We start from the raw sequence: 22,476 nt of genomic DNA on the forward strand, positions 1-22,476 counted from the left end.
CTTACACCCCCGCTTTTACTTTAGGAATATATCTAAGGCTTGGTTTTGTGCCAAGTTCTGCTCTTAGCCTTATGCTATCTTTGACAGCTAAAAGCTGACTAATGTGCGAGCTCTCATCGTTTAAATCGCCAAAGACCAAAGCCTCATATCTGCACGCCTCAACGCAGGCTGGATCTTTTTTATCCTTTAAATTTGTATCTATGCAGAAGTTACAGCTTTGGGCTGAGTGATTGACTTTGTCGATATATCTCACGTCGTAAGGACAGGCTACGATGCAGTATTTACAGGCGATGCAGTCATCTATGTTTGTAGTTTGGATGCCAGTTTTTATGTCCTTGTGACAGGCTTTTGTTGGACAAACAGCCACGCATGGTGCATCCTCGCACTGCTGACAAGATACTCTTACATATCTTTTATCAAGCAAATTTTTTGGATCAGTCTTATCCTCTACAAAAAGTCTCATCTGCCCTTTTGGGACTAAATTTACCTTTCTACATGCCACTTCGCAGTCCGTGCAGCCGACGCATTTGTTTTGGTCAAATATCATGCCAAAATGTGGTTTTTTCGCACTCTCTTCACTCTTAAAAGCAAAACCACTACTTGCCACGCTAGCACCAGCAGCCACAACTGCTATGCGTTTAAAGAAGGCTCTTCTGCTATTTTGATTTTGCATTTTTAACTCCATTTATGCCTTAATGAGGCTTTTTAATGACCTCATTTTGCTCTTTTTCATGAATTTTTCTTGCTGCCTCAGCTAGTTCACTAGGCTTTAAGACCTTAATAAGCTCTATCTCAAAAACGATAGTCTCGCCTCCAGGTATCCCCTCCATGCCGCTATCGCCGTATGCAAGCTCAGGCGGGATGACAAATTTAAACTTCTCACCCTCTTTCATAAGCATAAGTCCCTCTTCAAGCCCAGGGATCAAATTTAGCATCGAAAGATGAGCTGGAGCCTCTTTTGTCTTGTCAAAGACTTTGCCATCGACAAAACTTGCTTTATAATTTACTATGATGATGCTCTCAGGCTTTGGTGTAGCCCCTTTTGAGCCACCTTTTATGATCTCATATTGTAAATTTGATTTTGTTGTTTTTACATTTTTATTTTTTGCATTTTTTTCCATATAGGCTTTGCCTTGGGCTAAATTCTCTTTTAGCTTGGCAGCCTCTTTTTCTTTTACTATCTTATCTAAGCTTTCAGCCCTTTTGTTTAGTAGCTTTGCTATCTCATCATCACTTAGTTTTAGCTCGCTCTTTAGCGCATCGCTAAAGCCTCTTATGACTGCATCAGCGTCATAGCCAACACCTAGTTGCTTTTGATCTAGCAGTCCTTTTAAAACATATCCACCGCTTGTTGCACCTATGGCATAAGAGTCGTTTGTATCGACATTTGCTAAGAGACTAGCCACGCTTAGGCTAAGAAGTAGCGAACATTTTAAAAACGCATTTTTCATTTCAAACCCTTAAGATTAAAGGGGCTAAAACTAGCCCCTAAATGCTATAAATTTTTGTTTAGAATTCTCTGAGCTTCTTTTATATACTCTTTAGATGCATCTAGTCTTTGTTTAGTAAATTTAAATCCGTGCATACCCCACGAACCATCTTTTTCGACCATATCGATGATCTCTTGAGCGTTTTGGACAAGCTCATAAACTCTTGCTTTATCACTTGGATCTAGCTTTTTAGTCTCTAGTAGTGAGTAAATTCCCTCGATACCTATTTTGACCTCTGAGAATTCATTTTTAACTGGAGTTTGCCATCCCATAACCTCATCATAAACTTGTTTTTGGTTTTTGAAGTGAAGTGTTGGTTTTAGCTCAGATAGTACTGGGCTATGGCAGCCTTTGTTATCTTTCATATCTTTATCAGCCCAAGATGTTCTAGCGCATGCCCACATCAAATCAACATAGTTGTGGCCATTTTTATCTCTCTCAAAGTGCCAATCTTTAGCATCTCTTGGACCTTTAGCAGCGTCGCCTGGGACAAGAGATTTCTCTTTTGGATCGACCATGATCTTCCAGATGTGAGAGCGTCTTTGAGTATCAAAGCCAGCGTTGTCTTGGAACTGAACAGCGTAGAAATTCTCGCAGCTCATCATAAATGGCATGTGGCAAGATGCACAAGTGTTGTTTTTGTGAGTATCTGCCTTTGATGCGATATATGCTTGAGTCTCGTGACAATCTTTACAATCTTTTTTGAGTTTTGGTTTAGTGTAGAACGCACTTAGATAGCCTTGATCTGGGTTGTAGTTCATGCCAGTTACGCTCTTATCGCCTACGACGTTACCTGTGTTGTCGTGTGGATCGTGGCAAGTGACGCATCTCATACCTTTATCGTAGTGAGCGGTAAAGTATGATTGTGAGCCCTCAGAACCGCATCCTGGTCCCATTGATTTAAATTTAGAGCTTAGTGAGAGATCAAGCTTGCCGTTATTAAGTGGGTTAGCTCGCATTAGATCTGGACTAAAGTTAAATCTTTGGTGACAGCGTTCGCAGTTTGATGTTCTAAAATTTGTAGCTCCATCAAGGTGACCGCCAGCTCCGTGGCACTCCTCACAGCTTACGCCTTTTGAGATAGTGTGTTTTTGAAGCTCTTTTGCATTACCAAGTGCTGCGTAAAATTCTGCTTTTGACTTAAAGTCAAATTTAACTGGGTGGCAAACCTCACAATATGATGAGTTTGCTTGGAAAAACATCGATTTTTTATGTTTTGCGGCGTATGAGGCTAGACCTCTGACATATCCGCCATTATCGCCATACTCTTCAAGCGTGCCAGGAAATTCTGGGACAAGCTCTTTTATCTTTTTAACAGTTGCGTCGTCTAAATTTAACGCCCATGTTCTTTGCCATTGGTTACCGCCAGCCACGATCTGACCTGTGCCATCTCTTAGCAAACCACCCTCAACGTAGTAAGTACCACGAAGTAGCCATGCATCGACGTATCCCATCTTAGTTCTTAAGTGACCAACGGTTGCGTAGATAACATCTGGAGTGATACCTTTTGGAAGGATAGAAGCGGTATCTTTGTCAAATACTGGCTCAGTTAGGTTGTTATTGACCTCTGGGTGCTCGCCAGGGAAGCGCATAGTAGTTGCGTGGCGAGATCTGCTCCAGACCTCATACTGAGCTGGGTGACACTCACCGCACTTTTCTGGTCCTACAAATTTATTAGGAAATTGAAGTGATGAGGTGGCTGGAATTCTATACATCATAGAGCTATAGCCCTTACCACCATCTCTTTTACTAAGCTTTGACATATCAAAGCCATGTCCCTCGGCAAGCCACTCTAAGCCACGGTCATGAACGACCATTTTGCCGACGGTTTTGCCACCATACTTTGTAAAAATAGGGTGGTTTTTAAATAGCCAGTTATACATCTCTTGCTCTTCTACGACGTAGTCTTGCAAGGAGACAACACCTCTACTTTGCAGTGTGCCTTTAGGATTTGCGATAACATCACGTGCTTTATCGGACATCTGCATATTATGCTCTTCGCAACAGGCTTGTGAAGCAAAGATACTAACACCCATGAGTAAGCCTGCTAAGGCTTTGTGTAAGTTTCTCACGTCTCCTCCTTTGAATTTTTATCCTAAAATCAAAATGATTTCATACTGATAATCTTAACACCAAAAAAGGGTAGAAAAGGGGGAAAATTAACAAATTATAAATTTTCGAAACTAATTGTAAATGCAACGTGGTTTTCATCCACATTTTTAGCAAAGATTAGGGCGTTGTTTTTGCGAGCGATAAGGCGGCTCATATATAGCCCAAGCCCGCTACCGCTCTCTTTTGTGCTAAAGTGTGGCTCAAAAATAACCTTTAAAAATGAATTTTTTATCGCTCCTGCGTTATTTTGCACGCATAAATTCTTGCGATCATCTTTTAAAAAGGCGCTTATCTTTATCACTCTTGGCTTTGTGTAGCTCTGTTTAAATGCGTCTTTGGCGTTGTTTATGATGTTTATTAAAATTTGGATTATCTCATTAAAATTTGCAAATACCTCAAAATTTTCTCTCACGTCAAGCTGCACTTCGATCTGATGCTTTTTAAGCGTTGAGTTTAAAATTTTTATCGTTTGATTTATCACTTCAAGCACCTTAAATTCTTTTCTCAAGGTATTTGGACTAAAGAAATTTTTAAAGTCATCAACAGTTTCTGACATGAAATTTATCTGCTTGCTTGTCTCTTCTATAAATTCATAAATTTTTGCCTCATCAAGCTTCTTTCGCTCCTGATAAAGCTCTAAATTTATCAAAGATGAGCTTATCTGCGCTAGTGGCTGCTTCCACTGGTGCGAGATATTGCCTATCATCTCACCCATCGAGGCTAGGCGGCTTTGATGTATCATCAGCTGCTCGGTCTGCTTTTTGCTCTCCTCGCCGCGCCTATGCATCTTATAAACAAGTATCAAAAATAATCCAAAGATGACGCTTATAGCGCACATTATGACGATGACCTCTTGCAAATGGTAGGTAAAAATAGCGCGAATTGGTATCTTAAACGAGATCATCGCGACCGTTTCGTTCACGTCTGGGATCTCTATGCCCTCCATGCCGTATTTTTCTAGCATTTGTTGTGGGGCATTTGCGCTGCTATGACAGGCTAGACAGCTTGGACTTTGGTTTTTTATAGGCAGACCCACAAAGAGCTGTGAGCCATTTTCATCTTTTATTATCTTTACAAATTCTTGAAATTTATTCTCTTTAAAGCCATGCAAGACGCCAGCTTCAAATTCATTTGGCTCGTGGGCTTTGTTTAGCGGAGCGATGGCAACTAGCTTGTAGTCAAATTCAAGGTTGTATTTTTTCTTTTGGATGTTGTAAATTTCACGGCTTATATATGAAGATGATAGAAGTCTCTCGTCAAAAAAGTCCTCTTTTAAGATGCCCTGCTCTTTTAACTGCTCGATTAGCGGGCGCTGAACTCCAGCGATGTACTCTCTTACAGAATTTATGCCCTCCAAAACATAATACGCCTCTTTTTTGGCGTCTTTCATCGCAAGATCGTTGTAAAAATTTAAAACAAGTGCTGAGACTAGCAGATAGACAAAGATAAAAGCACCGACAATTAGCTGAAATTTATATCTCACAAAGGTAGCCCACGCCATATAAATTTTTGATCACATCTTTGCCTAGCTTTCTTCTAAGCTCTTTTACGATAGTCTTTATCGCCTCTTTTGTGGGCTGCTCGTAGTCCCAGATGTAGTCAAAAATTTGCTCATAAGTGATAGTTTGGTTTTTGTTGTTTAAAAAGTACTCCAAAAGCTTGCTCTCGCTCTTACTTAGATGAGAAATTTCGCCATTTATATAAAGCGCTTTTTTACCAAAATCATACTCAAGCTCGTCATTTAGCCTGATAGTTGGTGTGCGTCCAACTAGCTCAAACGCCACATCTTCAAGCGCTTTAACAAAAGATTTTTTATCGTATGGTTTTGCAAGGTATCTTGTGATCTTTAGCTCAACCGCGCGCCACAGATACTCTTGCTCGACGTGGCTTGATAAGATCACGATAGGGATTTTTTGATTGATAGCTCTTACTTTTTTAGCGATCTCAAGACCATCGATATTTGGCACGCTGATATCAAGCACTAGCACGTCATACGCCCCACTCATTGCAAGCTCAAGCGCATCAAAGCCGTCTGTGACGCCTTTAACCTCTGCGAAAAAGAGCTCCAGCGAGGCACAGATATTTCGCAAAATCGCCTCTTCATCCTCTAAGCAAAGGACCTTTTTGTTTGATAAAACATCTAAAATATCATACTCTTGCATACGTCATCTCATCTCTTAAGCCAAAATGCCGACTTAAATAACACAAAATAAAAACTATTTCATAAATTTACATCATGATCGTAAGCTTAAAGTAAAAAATAGACTCACTACTTAAGTGATAAATTTAAAGTTAAATTTAGCCAAAGATTTGGCTAAATTTATCAGGTTCTAAATTTTGAAAGGCTAGTGTTTAGATTATCAGTCATCTTTGAAAGATGAGCGGCTGCTAGTGAGATTTCATCCATGCTTTTTGAGTTTTGTTTTGAAATTTCATCGATATTTACGATGCCTTTTATCAGCTCTTCGACCTTATTTCCAGTCTCTAGATAATCCTTCGTAGAGGTCTCATTTAAGCTAACGCTCTCGTTCATTAGCTGATTCATATTTTCTATTTTTTCATTTATCTGGGCTGATTTTTTGCAAAGCTCTCCAGCTTTTTTAGCGTTATCGCCGATGGTTTGGCTTGAGTTTGAGATCGCTTCAACGATTAAATTTATAGTCGCATTTATCTCGCTTAGGCTATTTTGCGTGCGTTCAGCTAGCTGTCTAACCTCATCAGCCACGACTGCAAAGCCTCGTCCGTGCTCACCTGCACGAGCAGCTTCTATGGCAGCATTTAGAGCAAGTAAATTTGTCTGATCAGCGATATCATCGATGATGTTTAAGACATCTTTTACATTTTTAGCCTGATCAGCTAGGCTTTTCATCGAGCTAGCGAGTGAAATTTCGCTATTTGCAGCCTCATCTACATTTTTACTAAGTCCTAAAACATCGTTTGAAACCTCATTTATATATAGACAGGTTCTTTCAAGATTTTCTTTGCTCTTCTTAGCCTCTTCAAATGAGCTTTTTATCTCTTCTGACATGGTTTTTGCCATATTTGTCGTATCTGTGACGATTAGTGACGATTTGTTGGTTAAATTTGTGGTTTGAGCTGAGGTTGAAGAGAGCTGCTCAGCGATAGAAGAGTTCTCATGTGCTAGGCCTTTAACGCTTTCTATAACAGATCTTAGCTCGCTTGTTAGGTCATTTATCGAGCTTTTAATGTTTGAAATTTCATCTTTGCCACTAACTTCAAGCTTTTTAGTAAGATCGCCTCTGCCACTTTTTATCTCATCTGACATCTCGGTTAAATTTGCAACGATATTTTTTATAGGTTTGATGATCGCCCTACTTAAGATAAATAGCACGACAGCTATCAAAACAACTGTGATCACGGCACAGGTGATGATAAAAGTTCTTGTATTTTGGCTATTTTGCTCGTTTAGCACGACCTTTGTCTTTTCTATCTCATCAGCCAAGTCATCGACATATACGCCACTTCCTAGCATCCACTTATATGGCTCAAAATTTGCAGCGTAGCCAAGCTTCTCCACTGGCTCCTCGCCCTCTTTTTTCGCCCAGCCAAATGTGACAAAGCCGCCGCCTTGTTTAGCCTTTTCGATGAGCTCTTTTATGAGAAGTAGCCCTTTTGGATCTTTTAAGCCGATTAAATTTTTACCCACAAGCGATGGCTTTTCAGGGTGCATCAAAACAACACCATTGTAATCATAGATGAAGATATAGCCAGTCTTGTCGCTAAAGAATTTTAGCTTTGAGACGACTCTAAAAATTTCTTTTTTTATCTCATCGTCGCTTAGCCCTTTTTCTTTGCCACCATTATAAATTTCACGCATCATTTGATTGATCGTCTCGACGTCATCTCTTAAATTTTCTTTTCTGGCATTTACCAGCTCGTCGTAGGACTTATGGGTGAAAAACTGAGTTAGATCGCTTGAAAATTTGCTATTTAAAAAGATGAGCAAACAACTAACAAGCAAAACTGAGAAAACAAAAGTGAGAATTATCTTTGTAGATATTTTCATAGCACACATCCTTGCATTTTGGGATCTCCTAAAAATTTACGTGCCATTTTATACATTCAAATCTTAATTATAAATTAACTTTTGAAATTTAAGAAAAAAGAAGAAATTTGCTGAGAGAATTTACTCAAAGCCCAAAATAACGAATAAGTTACAAATATTATTATCTTAAGCTTTGAGCGTAAAATTTTATAAAATTTAGTTGCCTCTGCTTCCAGGCTTAATCGCCTTGCTACCACTCTTGCAAAGCGGACAGTGCTCTGGCTCGTAAATTTCAAATTCAAAATTCCCCAATGCAAAAAATGGCTTATCGCTTGGCAGTTTTGCATTTGCCTTAGCTTCATTGCCTAAATTTGCAACCTTGCAAAAGCCGCGATTTGCAAGTGCCGCAAAGCCAACCACCTCGCCACCAAGGCTCTCTATCACATGAGCTGCTTCAAGTGCAGAGCCACCAGTTGTGATGATATCTTCACAAACTATAAATTTCTCGCCTTTTTTCACTTCAAAGCCGCGCCTTAAGCTCATCACTCTATCAACGCGCTCAGTAAATATAAAACGCTTTTTCGCCGCGCGAGCTAGCTCATATCCAGCTAAAATTCCACCAAGTGCTGGCGAGCAAACACTATCAAATTTAATGCCAAATTTCTCTATCACACTGGCTAACTCATCTGCTAGCTTTGCTGCAAGAGCAGGGTCTTCAAGCACCTTTGCACTTTGCAGATAAAACTGTGAGTGGTTGCCACTACTTAGCAAAAAGTGCCCCTCCAAATACGCCCCAGCGTCCTTATAAATTTTCTCTAAATCCATCGCTTTTTCCTTTTAAAATTTGCCAAAAATCTTAACACATACCCACTTAAGCCACTCTTTTTAAAATTTAATAAGCCCCGCCCTTGTATAATTCTTGCACTCATACAAAAAGGACACTCATGCTTCTCTTTAACCCTGTTGTTTTTAGCATTTTGGTGATGACGGTGCTATGTTTGCTACGTTTTAACATCCTGCTTTCTATCCTCGTTTCTGCGCTTGTTGCTGGGGTTATGTATAAGCATGGTTTTAGTGGATTTGAAAGTGGTTTGGCAAGCGGTTTTGAGAGCTTTTTTACGGCTCTAAAAGAGACCACGCAAAGCCTCATAAGCGGCATGCAAGGCAACCTTGAAACCTCGCTTAGCTACATCTTGCTGGGTGCTCTTGCAGCTGCCATAGCAAATACAAATTTAACAGCCATTTTGATAAATGCAATGAGTAAATTTCTTAGCTCAAACAAAGTGATTTTTATACTAACTATTGCATTTATCGCTTGCTTGTCTCAAAATTTGATCCCAGTTCATATAGCCTTCATACCTATCTTGATCCCGCCACTTCTTGCTCTTATGAATAAAATGGGCATAGATAGACGCGCGGTGGCTTGCGCTCTTACATTTGGACTGCAAGCGCCTTATGTGAGCATTAGCGTTGGCTTTGGTCTGCTTTTTCACAATATCCTTAAAAAAGAGCTAGCCAACAACGGCATAAATACAACCATCTCAGACATCTCATCAGTCATGTGGATAGGCGGTGCATCGATGTTTGTTGGGCTCATCTTAGCCATACTTTTTTATAGTAAAAAAAGAATTTATAAAACTTCTAAATTTGAAAAAGCCGAGCTTGATGAGATCGAGCGTGCAAAAAGCCTTGAGATGACTAAAAAAGAGTGGGCGGTCTTAGCTGGTGCGGTTGTTGCTTTTGTCGTGCAAATTTATACTTCGCTCTTGCCACTTGGCGCACTACTTGGACTTTTGGTTATGGTTGTTTTTGGCGGCATCGAATACAAAAAAGTAGATAAGATCATGGATAATGGCCTTGCTATGATGGGCTTTATCGCATTTATCATGCTTGTTGCTGCGGGATATGGCACCATTTTAAGAGAGAGTGGCGGTATAGATGAGCTTGTAAAATACGCTAGCTTGGTATCTGGCGGCAAGATAGGCGGAGCATTTTTGATGCTACTTATCGGACTTCTTGTCACAATGGGCATAGGCACTAGCTTTGGTACTATCCCTATCTTAGCCTCTATCTACGTGCCACTTTGCCTTAGTCTTGGCTTTGGCGTGCCAGCTATCATCTTGCTAGTTGGTATAGCAGCAGCTCTAGGCGACGCTGGAAGCCCAGCAAGCGACAGTACACTTGGACCAACGAGCGGTCTAAATGCTGATGGTGAGCACAACCACATATATGATACTTGCGTGCCTACATTTATATTTTTTAATATCCCGCTAATCATCGGTGGCATCGTAGGAGCCATGATACTTGGATAAATGTGTTAAAATCATTAAAAAATTTAAAGGAAAATGCGATGCAAACAAATATTGACTATGCAAAATATGAGACTATGACACGTAAAGCATTGTTTAATTCTCTTGAAAAAGAAGAAAAAAAACTAAATTCATTGCAAGATACTTTAAAAAAACAATCAGAACTAATCCTTTATCTTAAAAAAAAGATAAAAAGCAAACTTGATGAGCCAAAAGATTATGAACTTTTAAAGTCTCCAAGCATAAAAAAACTTGATATAGAATTTAAAAAACTCTCAAAAGCAGAGCAGGAAACACTAATAGCTGAAGTTAAAACAGAAATGGGCGTTTAGTGTATAAAATAGTCATTAAGCGCTCTGCTGACAAGCAACTAGATAAAATTTCAAAAGGCGATCTAAGAGCAGCTCTAAAAATACGCACCTTTCTAAAAGAGCTTGAAAAAATAGAAAATCCTTTTGCAACAAATAACGCAGAAAAGATGCAAGGCTATGATGATCGCTGGCGTTGGAGAGTTGGCATACATTACCGCATAATAGGGCTTAAGCAAGATGAAATTTTAACTATTGAGATAATAGAAATCTCATCACGAGAAAAAGCATACTAAAAAATACGATCACACAAAAATTTTCAAATTTTTCTCTTTTTGCCGATATAAATTTTGGAACATCTTTTGCTTTAGAAAGATCATAAAAAATTTTAAAACGAGAAAAAAGGATAAGCTCATGATGAGATCACTTTGGTCTGGTGTTTCAGGCCTACAAGCCCACCAGATAGCCATGGACGTAGAAGGCAACAATATCGCAAACGTCAATACCTATGGTTTTAAATACAACCGCGCAAATTTTGCTGATATACTAAGCCAAACTCCAAGAGTAGCTACTGCTCCACAAGGCCAGCTAGGCGGTCAAAACGCTATGCAAATAGGTCTAGGAACGACTATAAACTCAACTACAAGAATTTTCTCACAAGGCACACTAACAGCTACTGACAAGCAAACCGACCTTGCACTTCAAGGAAATGGTTTCTTTGTCGTATCTCCAGATGGTGGAACTACAAGATACTATACAAGAAATGGTGACTTTGTCCGTGATAAAGCGGGAAATTTTGTAAACAATAGCGGATATATCGTTCAAGGCTGGACAAGAGATGAAGAGACTGGCACTATCGACTCAACAGGTCCGATAAAAAATATCGTGATCAAAGAAGGTCTTACAACTCCGGCAAGAGCTACAACAGAAGTAAAGATAAAAGGCAACCTCGACTCAGGTAACAGCATCGGTCAAAGAAGCACTCCTATCTACGCTCTTGACTCAGTAGCAGGCGGACGTGACTTTAATAACGATGGAATTTTAAATGCTAACGAAGTTCATAATGAAAACGACGTAAATAACGATGAATTTTATACAAACTCAAAAAAAGAACAAATGCTGACAGAGCGTGGCGTCGATCTTGGCGTGACATTTGACGAGCTTGGAAACGGCCTTGCTCTAAGAGAAGGTCAAGGTATATGGATAAGTTACGCAAATGCTAAAACTCAAAAATACACAATAGGAAGTGATACTCCACAAAATATAGGTCAATTTGTAGGGCAGAAAAAATTAAATATAACACTAAACGGCGTAAAGATCGAAAATAAAAATATAACTAATATTAGTGACGTTGCAGCTGCTATCAACGCTCAGTATAACAAAACTGGCGTTAGAGCTGAAATTTCAGAAGGCAACAAACTAACACTTATAAATAGAAACAACTCTGGTACCACTGAAGATACCAAAAATATTCACTTAACAGTTTATGGGGATGACTCAACTGGTCTTGGAAGTATAGATGTTATAACAGCATACCAATATACTTATACAAGCTCACAAACAACAACCGTTCATCCAAATAACGACAAGATCGCAAGACAAGTAACCACCACAGAAGATCTTCGTAGAGCTATGCAAGAAGATGCTAGATATCACATTGATTACAATGGTGACGGAACTATCTTGAATGTAACATCAATGGATGAGTTAATAGAACAAATAAAACAAACAAACGATGCAAATAATGAAGCTATAACTAAAGCAAATGCTGCTGCAGCAAAGGCAACAGCAGACTCAACAGCTGCTAATACAGAAGCAGCCAATGCACTAACGGCTTTAAATGCTGCAATTGCAGCGGCAGGTGCTGGTGGTGCTGGTGGCGGTGCAATACCTGGTGTACCTACAGGACTACTAGGATTGATTAACACTGCAAACACTGCAGCAAATACAGCCAATAATGCAATTAATGCAGCTAATGCAGCAATTGCTGTTGCTGCAGGAACACCCACAACACCTGGAAATCCAGCAGCATTAACCACTGCAAATAGTAATGCAACAGCAGCTGTTACTGCAGCCAATAATGCAAATCAAGCCGTTATCGCAGCTATTATTGCAGCTGCAAACGCTGCTATAACTGCACCTGGAGCTGGTGTTAATACCGACATAGAAGATTTACGTAAAAAATATAAAGAAGCGGCTAATAAAGCAGCTGAACTAGCTGAAGCAGCTGATAATGCAGTAAATGCAGCCAATGTAACTGCCATAAATGCTGCTTCTATGGCAAGGATTAATGCTGACAAGCTAAATAAAGCAAGAGCTGCAGGCACAGCGACAGCTCAACAAGAAAAGATAAAAAGTTTATCAGACTTAAATGATGGCGTAAAATTTACGGTTAATAAACTAGGTCAATTTCAGCTAGAAAACCCAACAAATGATAAATTCGATCAAGGTTTATATATATCAACTACCGCTCTTACAAAATCAGCAGAGAACACAACTACTCCAGCAGTCAATGAAAATGTTCGCTTTACAAACATCATGAAAGCACTTGATGGCGCACTAAGCCCAGGTCAAGCACTAAGAGCGAGCGGTAAGATGATGATGTCAAGCCACGGCTCAACAGCTGAAATTTTTGACTCACTTGGCTCAAAACACACAGTTAGTATAAAATGGGCAAAGACAGGCACTACAAAAGATGGTGGTACAGAGTGGAATATGATCATCCAAGTGCCAGAACCTGCTAAGATAAACTACACAGGTGAGGGTCCAGACAACGTCGTGACTGGTTCAGTTAGATTTAACTCAAACGGCTCACTTGCTAGTTTTCACCCAGCTACGATAACATTTTCAGCTAACAACGGCTCACAAAGTGGTCAAAATGTTAGTTTAAATTTTGGCTTGGGAACAGACTTTAATGGACTAACAAGCTTTGATAAAGACTCATCAACTGAGTCTATCTCACAAGATGGCTACACAGGTGGTACATTAAACGGCGTGAAAGTAGATGAAACAGGAACTATCATAGGCTCATTTACAAACGGACAAAGCTTTGGTCTAGCTCAAGTTGCACTTGCTAGCTTTACAAACAACGAGGGTCTTCAAAGTGAGGGCGGAAACGTCTTTTCACAAACTGCAAACTCAGGCGAAGCAGTCATCGGCGCAGCAGGCACAGGTGATAAAGGAACGATCGCAGCTTCAAAACTAGAAGCTAGTAACGTCGATCTAAGCCGTGCGCTAACAGATCTTATCGTCATCCAAAGAGGCTTTCAAGCAAACTCAAAAACGATCACAACAAGTGATGAGATGCTAAACACACTTCTTCAACTAAAACAATAATCATAAAGGGGGCGCTCGCTCCCTTTTAAATTTACAAATAAAATCAGCCTTCTTTTTGTAAAATGCTAAAAAATTTCACAAAAAGAGAAAATATGCAAGTAACGCTTCTAAATCACACCCCACTAAATATCTGCTCTCACGCGATCCGCACATGCTGGCAAAGCTTTGAAAAAGGCGACAACGGCGGCGAAAAAGACGTCGAGCTGATAGACAGGGTGGGTAATAAATTTAAACACGCTTCAACACTAGAGCATCTTTACTACAACTTCTACATCCAAGGCATCTCGCGCGCACTACTTCAAGAGCTAGCCCGCCACCGATTGGCAAGCCTAAGCGTCAAATCAACCCGCTACACGCTAAAAGAGCTAAAAAAAGAGGAGAAATTTGAAGTAGGGCAGTTTGAGCGTGCAGCTAAATTTATCGTGCTAACAAATGACGAAATGGTCGATAACGCGAGCATAAAAGCGCTTGAAAATTTACGTGAAATTTTAGCCTCAACTACAAAAAGCCTAGACATAGTCAAATACTGCTTGCCAGAGTGCTATAAAACCGAGCTTACATGGAGTATAAATGCTAGAAGCTTGCAAAATTTCATCTCTCTAAGAAGCTCAAAATCCGCCCTTTGGGAGATAAGAAATTTAGCAAATGCTATCTACGACGCCTTGCCAAATGAGCATAAATTTATCTTTGAGAAGTGCTTGCCAGAGGATGAGGGTTAAAATTAAAAGTAGTTAAATAAAGAGAAAGAACTAAAATTTTATGCTTGGTAAATTCTCTTTGTAGATCAAAAGTATAGTTATAGTCTCTTTTTCTTTATCGATATAAAATGGAACAACATAACCATGAAATATCAAGTCTCTAACATCATCATCGTTTATATCTAAATTTTTACGAAAACGATACGGCATATATTTTATCTCTTCGATCTTTGTTATCAGATCATTGTAAAAAAGTACCGCCTTCTCAACACTATCTTTAGCTATAAATTTAATGATCTTATCAGTAGCTTGCTCAAATTCCTTAGAAAATTTTACTCTCATCTGCACCAAGTCCTATGAGCAACTCTCTTTTATGACGTTTAAATTCATCTTCTTCAACACATTCAAGCTCGCTATTTTTAGCCTTAAAGGCTACATCTTTTAGATATTTTGCATCCTCTTTACAAAGTCTGTATCCATCATTTTCCATCTTAAACTGAGGATCGATCTTTTTTATAGCTTCGTAGGCATCTTGTAAAATTTGGGCTATCTGAGGCGTTATATCACCTTTAAAAATTGTAGTTGTCATCTTATATCCTTTAAATTTACTTTTTCAAAACGTAAAGAAGTTCGTCTACGTGGATGTTTCTAGCTTTTAAATTTCTGCTGCCACGGTAGGCGTTATACTTTTGGCGAAGCAGATGAACTTTGCCCATTTTATTTAGATTTTTGTCAAATTCATCTTGGTTTATAAAGCCCTCTGAGTTAAACGAGATGAGCACAAATTTCGCCTTTAAATTTGCTATCAGCTCGAAAAATGCCTCGCTTGCTGATGATTTTTTATTAAAAACTGATCTGTTCCAGTCCTTTGCGATGCCTGAAACTTTTGAAATTTTACTTGGCTCTTCATAGCTTGCGATGAGATTTAGCATGAAGTAGTTTGAGCCGTATGGATGCTGGTTATAAGGCGGATCAAGATAGGCTAGATCAAGCCCATCAAGCTTTTTTGCGAGCAAATTTGCATCCTTTTGATAGACCTCAAATGGCACACTAAAATTTGAAAAAATAGGCTTAGTCAAATTTATATCAGAAGTGATCCTTGAGATGGCATTTTGCCCCCTGCCACCAAACTGACCGATGCCCTCTTTATTTTTATGAAAACCTTTAAAAATTCCACTCGTATTTGCATGCACGCTTGCGTTATAAAGTAGTGGAGCTATGAAAAATTTTCTCATCTCCTCTGGCAATATCTCATCTATGAGCCTTCTTGCAGTGTCGATGAATTTGGCATTTTTTTTCGTGTAAAAGACCCGCTCTCCAAAAGTGATATTTTCGTCATCTTGCGGGGCATAAAGCCTTGTTATAAAGCCCTCAGAAAGGTTTTCTTCTATCTCTTTTTCAAGCTTTTTTTGCCAGAAATTTATCTCATCTTTTAGCTCATTTGTGACGTTTTGCAGGTAGCATGAGTTTGTGATGAAGCTATAAAGCTCCAAGTCGTTTGCGACTAGAAATTCGCTATTTTGTTTTAAAAACCTAGCCACCACGCCGCTTCCGCTAAAGAGGTCGCAGCAGCTAAGCTTCTCTTTTTTAAGCTCGTCTTTTGCGTATTTTACGCCTCGCTCGATAAAGCCTAAAAGAGAGCGTTTATTACCAAGATAGGTTAAAATTTGCTCTTTTAGATAGGCTTGATTTTCTTGTTTAGCTGGCTTCAAATCAGTGCTTTTTTAGTCCCATAGCATCAACGTCAAGTTTGATCTCTTCGTTATTTATGATGACTAGACCTTGTGCTAAAATTTTATTTGCTATGGCGTGCGCCTCATCAAGCGAGTGCATCTTGTAAGTGCCGCATTGAAATTTATTTAGTTCTGGGATCTTATCTTGATCTTTGACCTCTAAGATATCTTTCATCGAAGCAAGCCATGCCTTTTTTACAGCTTCTTCGCTAGGTGTGCCTATCACGCTCATATAAAAGCCCGTCCTACAGCCCATCGGCGAGATGTCTATGATCTCCACGCCGTTGCCGTTTAGATGGTTTCTCATAAAGCCAGCAAAAAGGTGCTCTAAAGTGTGGATGCCCTTTTCTGGCAAAATTTCTTCATTTGGCTTGCAAAATCTCAAGTCAAAAACGCTGATATCATCTCCTTTTGGGGTCTTCATACTCTTTGCTAGTCTTACTCCTGGGGCTTTCATCTTCACATGATCTACGCAAAAACTATCAAGTAGTGGCATATATTCTCCTTTAAATTTTTGGTAATTTTAGCGTAAAAAAGATTTAAAATTTAAAGGCCCACGTAAATTTACATGAGCCTAGTAGTATTTTTGGGTATTAAAATTTATTTTTTCTAACGTCTGTTAGTATGACCTTCGCCATGCCGTCTATCTCGCTAGTTACATCGTTTGTAGTATTAACAACTGAAATATTTTCTTTTGTAACATTATCTATTTGAGATACACTTTGATTTATCATATCAACAGCTGTTGTTTGCTCTTTGATTGATTCACTCATCTCGTTAATTGATTGAGCAAGGACATTTGTATTTGCTTCTATCTCGCCAAGTGATTTTTGTGTTCTTTCAGCTAGCTTTCTAACCTCATCAGCCACAACTGCAAAGCCACGTCCATGCTCACCTGCACGAGCAGCTTCTATGGCAGCATTAAGGGCTAGTAAATTTGTCTGATCAGCGATGTCACGGATAATAATGATGATATTTTTGATCTCATCACTTTGTCTTATAACATCCGCTGTCTTTTGAGATATTGCATTCATTGAGCTTGACATCTCTTCGATAGCTGCTGCACTTTCTTGAATAGACTCTGCTTGCTTATTTGCTCCTGAAGTTAAATTCTTCATAGATTCAGATAAAATTTGTGCTTTTTCTTCCAAAATTTGAGCTTGGTTTAAGTTATCATTTAGCATATTGCAAATAGCAACACCAGAGCTATTTATACCAAGCATCATGGCTTTTAGATCAGCTTCAATGTTTTCATCTATTTCAATCTTTGCAGTATAGTCATTTTTAGAGTAAGCATTTAATATATTTATTACATTGCCCAAATTTTGACTAATAGAACTAAAGAAAGTATTTAGTAGATCTCTTAGCTTAATAAGCGATGGATTGTTTGGATTTTGGCTAAGTTTAACACCTAAATTTCCTCTTATCATGTTATTTGCAGCTACATTTAGCTCTTCAAGCATAGTATTATCTTTTTGGATACCAACTATGACTTTATCGATATTTTTATTTATCTCTTCACTCATCACACCAAATTCATCAGTCGTGTGAATATCTAGCTTGCTTGGGGCAGTGCTGCTCTCATAAGTGATAAATTTAAATGTATCAGAAAGCTTCTCTTGGATAACTCCGATAGGTTTAAGTGAGCGTTTTAGTAGTACAAATACAATGGCTGAGAGTATGACTATAAAGAGCACTGCAAGTATTAGCTGAGCTTTTAAGATAGGCATAGTGTTGTTTGAAAAGGTATCCGCACCTATTGCAACAGCAGCAAGCCAGCCATCATCGTTGATAGGTAAAATTTTAGCTGTTACATCTTGGTTTTTAGAGTTTTTATATGAGATCAGACCATTTTCGTCAAATTCTTTATTGTTATACTTTTCTGAGACGACCTTTGTAGCAGGTAAGATGGTACCAACTTCTGAAGCTATATCAGAAATAAGCATAGTTCCATCTTTTTTCATAATATAAGCATATCCACCTTCTTTAGTTTTACCAATATCAAGGATCTTGTCACTTAACTTTTTAATGTCTATATCAATACCGAAAACACCTTCAAATTTACCATTTTTTATGACAGGAGCAGTAAAAGTGATAACTAGATCATTTGTAGAAGTGACTCTTGGCTCGGTATAAATTTCTTTATTTTTTTCTTTTGTACTCTTATACCAACCTCTAGTTCTTGGGTCATATTTATCAGCTACGGTTGTTCTTTTACCATCTGATTGAAAAAAGCGTCCATCTTCATCACCATAATATACATAAGTTATTATGGAATTTGATATCTTTTTCTCAAGCAAAACAAAATTCATTATCTCGTCGCCACTTTGTAACTCATCGATAACAGCTGAAGATTTTTTAACGTATTCTAAATTTTCATCAAAAAACGTATCTATGACACCTTTTACATCTTTTAGAATTTGATCTTCTTTTTGGCTAACAAGCTCAACCACCTTTTTCTCTGACGTAAAATAGCTGACCGCGGAAATAGTACAAAACGAGATGATGAGTAAGATCATCAAGGCAAATGCTATTTTATTTGTGATAGAACGAAACACCTTTACTCCTTTAAATTTTGTTTGAAATTTATTTGTAGAACAAAATCGGAGTAAAAATGAAAATGTTTATAGCTTTTTTATAGTGTTCTCATAAATTCAGTGCTATAAATTCCCTCGATGCGTCTTTTCATATCATCATGCCAGCCATTTGTAAGAGTGGTGAGGGCGTTAAATTTCTCTAGTAAATTTAAATTTTCACTTGGCGCGTAAAAGAGCCTGTTTATCTCTAAAATACTCATATGAACTGGATCACTTTCTACAACCTCTATCACGTCGCCTGCTTTGCACGATCCTGGCGTAAGGACACGGTAGTACCAGCCAGTAAGGCCTGTTTCAAAGATGTGAGTAGCCATATTTTCATTGCCCCATCTTTTTGAGAGCTTAAAGCATGGCTTTCTAGGCTGTGAGACTTGAAGCACAAGCGAGCCCACCTTGTGGATATCGCCCACATAAACGCAGCTCTCATCAAGCCCGTCAATACATAAATTCTCCCCCATCGCCCCATAAGCCATATTTTTTAATCCTAAAAATTTCTCCCACTCAGCGTAGTTTGCAAACGAATTTGCAAAGACTGCCTTTTCAGGGCCGCCGTGGTGCTTCGTATCAGCGACGCTATCGCCCTCAAAGCCAAGCTCATTTGCGAAAATTTCTCCATTTTGAGCCACTTTAAAAATAGCTGAGCTCCAAGGTAAATTTAGTTTATCAGTCACATTTTGCGAGCCGTAGTTTTTCACATTTCCTATTAGTAAAGCTTTTAGCGTTGCCATATTTTTCCTATTAAATTTAGTTTATTCTTAAATTATTCGCGTGAGTTAGCGCGATCGCGATCGCATCGGTGATATCAAGCGGTTTTATCTCTTTATTTATGCCTAAAATTTTTTTTACCATAAATGACACCTGCTCTTTGTCAGCCTTTGCCTTGCCAGTGACTGTTTTTTTTACTTGAAGCGGCGTGTATTCGGCAAAGTCACCATGAAGCTGCAAAATTTTAAGACTAAGTGCCCCGCGAAACTGAGCGAGCTTTAAGACCGTTTTTGGGTTGTAGGCAAAGAAGATGTCCTCTATCGCGACCTCGTCAAATTTATGGTTTTTAAAGATGAGATCAAGCCCCTCGCAAAGCTCTGTTATTTGGTATTGAAGCGTGTTTGGCTTTATCTTTATAAGCCCAGCTTCAAGAAGTATAGTTTTAAATTTGTTCTTTTCAAGTATCGCGTAACCGCAATTTTTCGTGCCTGGATCGATTCCTAAAATTTTCATCACAATCTTTTCAATACTTTTTCACGACTTTTTCACGGCGTGAAAAAGTTTGTCGGAGTTTAACAAAGGTTTTATTAAATTTAAGATAAAATCGCTAATAAAATTAATTACTTCAAAAGGGTTTAAATTTGCTAGCAGACGAGATTTTAGAGCTTTTACAGACAAAAATATCCGCTAATGAATTTGACTGCTACATCAAACAATTAAAATTTAACGAAAAGGCTTCAAACGAAGATTTTATAGTTTTTAACGCCACAAGTGAATTGATGGCTAAATTTATAAAAACTAGATATGCAGAAAAGATCGCCTACCTCTACGAAGTAAAAACAGGCAAAAAGCCAGAGGTCGAGATAACTAGCCAAACAAAGCTAAAAAATATAAAACAAAGCCAAGTAAATGTAAAGCAGATCAAGGCACAAAGCAGTATTTTAAACCCTGGATATACATTTGAAAATTTTGTCTGCGGCGACTCAAATCAGTTTGCATTTCTAAACGCAAAAGCAGTTGCAGACAAGCCTGGTGTGCTTTACAACCCACTTTTTATATATGGCACAACTGGTCTTGGCAAGACGCACCTGCTTCAATCAGTTGGTAACTACTGCCTAGATCAAGGCAAGGTCGTTATCTGCGTGACGAGTGATCAGTTTATGATTGATTTTACCACGCATCTAAATAGCCACTCGATGACTAAATTTCGTGAAAAGTACCGAAACTGCGACGTTTTACTAATAGACGACGTGCAGTTTCTTGGTAAAACCGATAAAATTCAAGAGGAGTTTTTTAACACCTTTAACGAGCTCATCGCCAAAAAAGGTCAGATCGTCATGACCTCAGACCGCCCAGCAAAGATATTAAAAGGCTTTGATGAGAGGCTAAAGTCTAGGTTTGAACAAAGCATAATGGCTGATATTACACCGCCTGAGCTTGATACAAAGATAGCCATCATCATCAAAAAATGTGAATTTGACAAAATTTATCTAAACAAAGAGGTGATTGACTACATCGCTACAAACATGGGCGATAATATCCGTGAGATCGAGGGCGCTATCATAAATTTAAACGCCTATGCAAGCTTGATGAGAGTTGAGATAACGCTTGAATTTGCTAAAAACACGCTAAAAGATCTCATCAAAGAGAAGCATGAAAATATAAATTTAGAGACCATTATAGAGATCGTGAGCAAAGAGCTAAATATCAAGCCAAGCGACATAAAAAGCAAGTCAAGAGTGCAAAACATCGTCGAGGCTAGACGCATCATCATCTACCTTGCAAAGATGCTTACAACAAATTCAATGCCACAAATCGCAAACTATTTTGGTATGAAAGACCATAGCGCCGTTAGTCACAATATAAAAAAGATAAACGAGCTCATGGAGAGCAACGAAATTTTCAACCTCAGAGTGACTGAGATAAAGAACAAAATTTTAACAAAAGGATAAAAACAGAATGAAATTCGTGAATAAATGTGAAGAAATGAAAAATTCTTTTCACATTTTAAATAACGATGCTGGCGTGAGAAAAGATGGTTTTCACACTTTCACGCTACCAACTAATACAACAAAAAGAAAATTAAAAATAAGAGGGAGTATTTAATGAAGGTTTTAATAAACAAAAACATGCTTGAGAGCATAGTAACAAACACTAATCCATATCTCGAAAAAAGAGATCTTAGTGCTATAACTTCTCACATCTATATCTCTGCAAAAGATGGAGTTTTAAACATAAAAGCAACTGATCACGAGATAGGACTAGCATATAAACTAAGCAACGTAAAGATCGTTGATGAGGGCTATGCAACTGCAAATGGTAAAAAGCTACTTGACATAATAAAAAGCCTAAAAGATGAAGAGGTAACGCTTGAAACTGTTAATAACTATCTTTACATCAAACAAAAAAACTCAAAATACAAACTTCCTATGTATAAATTTGAAGACTTCCCAGAGTTTCCAACGATAGATGGCAAGGCTAAATTTGACATAGACGCCATAATGTTAGGCAGAAGCTTAAAGAAAATTTTACCATGCATCGATAGCAACAACCCTAAATTTGAGCTAAATGGCGCTTTACTAGATATAAAACAAAACTATATAAATATAGTCGGTACTGATACAAAAAGGCTAGCTGTATTTAAATTTGCAAATGAAGCGAGCAATGAGTTTTCACTGATCATCCCTAAAAAGGCGATAAATGAAATTCAAAAGCTATTTTTCGACAAGATAGAAATTTACTACGATGAAAACGTTCTCATCGCTCAAAGCCAAAATTTTGAGTTTTTCACAAAGATGATAAATGGCAAATTCCCTGACTATGAGCGCGTTATACCAAAAGATATTGCTATAAGATTTGAGCTAAGCAGAGATAAGATGGTTGAGGGCATCAAAACTATCTCGATGCTAAGCGATCAGATGAAGATAACTTTTTCAAAAGAGAGCATCACGTTTGAGAGCATCATAGAGGACAACTCTGAGGCAAAAACGATGATAGAGTTTCAAACAGGACTTGAAGAAGATATCAGCATAAATGTAAAAAATAGAAATTTAATAGACTTCTTACAAAGCATAGAAGATGAGAAATTTGAGTTTGGATTTAAAGATAAAAATTTACCTTTCGTTGTTAGCTCAAAAGAGCTTTTAACGGTTATAAGTCCATTAAATATATAAGTTAAAAAA

20 protein-coding genes and 2 pseudogenes are annotated in these 22,476 nt (G+C 38.3%); 7 read left to right on the forward strand and 15 right to left on the reverse strand.

What is annotated here, in order from left to right:
• Position 1: 1 nt before the first annotated feature.
• From CYO90_RS04935 to pyrE, 8 genes and pseudogenes are all read right to left on the reverse strand, one after another.
• Positions 2 to 673 (reverse strand): 4Fe-4S dicluster domain-containing protein, encoded by a 672-nt coding sequence (locus CYO90_RS04935; RefSeq protein WP_181000213.1) that lies wholly within the window; start codon positions 671 to 673, stop codon positions 2 to 4.
• 19 nt (positions 674 to 692) lie between these two features.
• A complete protein-coding gene (locus CYO90_RS04940; protein WP_103578682.1) occupies positions 693 to 1,451 on the reverse strand; it encodes an FKBP-type peptidyl-prolyl cis-trans isomerase in 759 nt (252 codons plus the stop codon).
• Positions 1,452 to 1,495: 44 nt separating this feature from the next.
• Complete coding sequence (locus tag CYO90_RS04945) at positions 1,496 to 3,562, reverse strand: multiheme c-type cytochrome (protein ID WP_103578683.1); 2,067 nt, start codon at positions 3,560 to 3,562, stop codon at positions 1,496 to 1,498.
• Positions 3,563 to 3,657: 95 nt separating this feature from the next.
• Positions 3,658 to 5,085, reverse strand: a complete 1,428-nt coding sequence (locus CYO90_RS04950) for a c-type heme family protein (protein WP_103578715.1) — start codon at positions 5,083 to 5,085, stop codon at positions 3,658 to 3,660.
• Positions 5,075 to 5,764 carry a response regulator transcription factor gene (locus tag CYO90_RS04955; RefSeq protein ID WP_103578684.1) on the reverse strand — a complete coding sequence of 230 codons (690 nt, stop codon included), beginning with the start codon at positions 5,762 to 5,764 and terminating at the stop codon, positions 5,075 to 5,077. The genes CYO90_RS04950 and CYO90_RS04955 overlap by 11 nt, the downstream gene beginning before the upstream one ends.
• Before the next feature lie 478 nt (positions 5,765 to 6,242).
• Positions 6,243 to 6,432: pseudogene (locus tag CYO90_RS10780) on the reverse strand (methyl-accepting chemotaxis protein); the annotation flags it as partial.
• Positions 6,433 to 6,783: 351 nt separating this feature from the next.
• A pseudogene (locus CYO90_RS10785) lies at positions 6,784 to 7,638 on the reverse strand (cache domain-containing protein); the annotation flags it as partial.
• A 186-nt stretch (positions 7,639 to 7,824) separates the two neighbouring features.
• The gene (gene pyrE / locus CYO90_RS04965) at positions 7,825 to 8,433 is read right to left on the reverse strand and encodes an orotate phosphoribosyltransferase (protein WP_021087034.1); all 609 of its coding nucleotides are present in this window, start codon (positions 8,431 to 8,433) and stop codon (positions 7,825 to 7,827) included.
• 119 nt (positions 8,434 to 8,552) lie between these two features.
• Between pyrE and CYO90_RS04970 the strand changes: the two genes are divergently transcribed.
• The 5 genes from CYO90_RS04970 to thyX all read left to right on the forward strand — a co-directional run bounded on the left by CYO90_RS04970 (position 8,553) and on the right by thyX (position 14,280).
• Positions 8,553 to 9,920 carry a Na+/H+ antiporter NhaC family protein gene (locus CYO90_RS04970; protein ID WP_103578686.1) on the forward strand — a complete coding sequence of 456 codons (1,368 nt, stop codon included), beginning with the start codon at positions 8,553 to 8,555 and terminating at the stop codon, positions 9,918 to 9,920.
• A 38-nt stretch (positions 9,921 to 9,958) separates the two neighbouring features.
• Positions 9,959 to 10,249, forward strand: a complete 291-nt coding sequence (locus CYO90_RS04975; protein WP_103578716.1) for a formate dehydrogenase — start codon at positions 9,959 to 9,961, stop codon at positions 10,247 to 10,249.
• Positions 10,249 to 10,521 (forward strand): type II toxin-antitoxin system RelE family toxin, encoded by a 273-nt coding sequence (locus tag CYO90_RS04980; RefSeq protein WP_103578687.1) that lies wholly within the window; start codon positions 10,249 to 10,251, stop codon positions 10,519 to 10,521. Before CYO90_RS04975 ends, CYO90_RS04980 begins: the two co-directional genes overlap by 1 nt.
• 118 nt (positions 10,522 to 10,639) lie before the next feature.
• Positions 10,640 to 13,561 carry a flagellar hook protein FlgE gene (gene flgE / locus CYO90_RS04985; protein ID WP_103578688.1) on the forward strand — a complete coding sequence of 974 codons (2,922 nt, stop codon included), beginning with the start codon at positions 10,640 to 10,642 and terminating at the stop codon, positions 13,559 to 13,561.
• Positions 13,562 to 13,653: 92 nt separating this feature from the next.
• Positions 13,654 to 14,280: an FAD-dependent thymidylate synthase gene (thyX, locus tag CYO90_RS04990; protein ID WP_035142355.1), complete on the forward strand. Its 627-nt coding sequence runs from the start codon at positions 13,654 to 13,656 to the stop codon at positions 14,278 to 14,280.
• Positions 14,281 to 14,310: 30 nt separating this feature from the next.
• On the opposite strand, the gene CYO90_RS04995 is transcribed toward thyX, so the two are convergent.
• The 7 genes from CYO90_RS04995 to ruvC form a co-directional block, all read right to left on the reverse strand.
• Complete coding sequence (locus CYO90_RS04995; protein WP_103578689.1) at positions 14,311 to 14,601, reverse strand: type II toxin-antitoxin system RelE/ParE family toxin; 291 nt, start codon at positions 14,599 to 14,601, stop codon at positions 14,311 to 14,313.
• Positions 14,582 to 14,848, reverse strand: a complete 267-nt coding sequence (locus tag CYO90_RS05000) for a hypothetical protein (protein WP_103578690.1) — start codon at positions 14,846 to 14,848, stop codon at positions 14,582 to 14,584. Before CYO90_RS05000 ends, CYO90_RS04995 begins: the two co-directional genes overlap by 20 nt.
• Before the next feature lie 16 nt (positions 14,849 to 14,864).
• A complete protein-coding gene (locus CYO90_RS05005) occupies positions 14,865 to 15,971 on the reverse strand; it encodes a DNA adenine methylase (protein WP_103578691.1) in 1,107 nt (368 codons plus the stop codon).
• A gap of 1 nt (position 15,972) precedes the next feature.
• Complete coding sequence (gene luxS / locus CYO90_RS05010; RefSeq protein WP_009295135.1) at positions 15,973 to 16,488, reverse strand: S-ribosylhomocysteine lyase; 516 nt, start codon at positions 16,486 to 16,488, stop codon at positions 15,973 to 15,975.
• A gap of 97 nt (positions 16,489 to 16,585) precedes the next feature.
• Positions 16,586 to 18,550 (reverse strand): methyl-accepting chemotaxis protein, encoded by a 1,965-nt coding sequence (locus CYO90_RS05015; RefSeq protein ID WP_103578692.1) that lies wholly within the window; start codon positions 18,548 to 18,550, stop codon positions 16,586 to 16,588.
• 77 nt (positions 18,551 to 18,627) lie between these two features.
• The gene (locus CYO90_RS05020; protein WP_103578693.1) at positions 18,628 to 19,317 is read right to left on the reverse strand and encodes an MOSC domain-containing protein; all 690 of its coding nucleotides are present in this window, start codon (positions 19,315 to 19,317) and stop codon (positions 18,628 to 18,630) included.
• A 16-nt stretch (positions 19,318 to 19,333) separates the two neighbouring features.
• A complete protein-coding gene (ruvC, locus tag CYO90_RS05025; protein ID WP_181000216.1) occupies positions 19,334 to 19,813 on the reverse strand; it encodes a crossover junction endodeoxyribonuclease RuvC in 480 nt (159 codons plus the stop codon).
• Positions 19,814 to 19,935: 122 nt separating this feature from the next.
• Between ruvC and dnaA the strand changes: the two genes are divergently transcribed.
• Complete coding sequence (dnaA, locus tag CYO90_RS05030; RefSeq protein ID WP_103567040.1) at positions 19,936 to 21,246, forward strand: chromosomal replication initiator protein DnaA; 1,311 nt, start codon at positions 19,936 to 19,938, stop codon at positions 21,244 to 21,246.
• 153 nt (positions 21,247 to 21,399) lie between these two features.
• Complete coding sequence (dnaN, locus tag CYO90_RS05035; RefSeq protein WP_103578695.1) at positions 21,400 to 22,467, forward strand: DNA polymerase III subunit beta; 1,068 nt, start codon at positions 21,400 to 21,402, stop codon at positions 22,465 to 22,467.
• The last annotated feature ends 9 nt before the right edge of the window (positions 22,468 to 22,476 follow it).

The organism is Campylobacter concisus, from assembly GCF_002913745.1.
GTDB lineage: Bacteria > Campylobacterota > Campylobacteria > Campylobacterales > Campylobacteraceae > Campylobacter_A > Campylobacter_A concisus_R.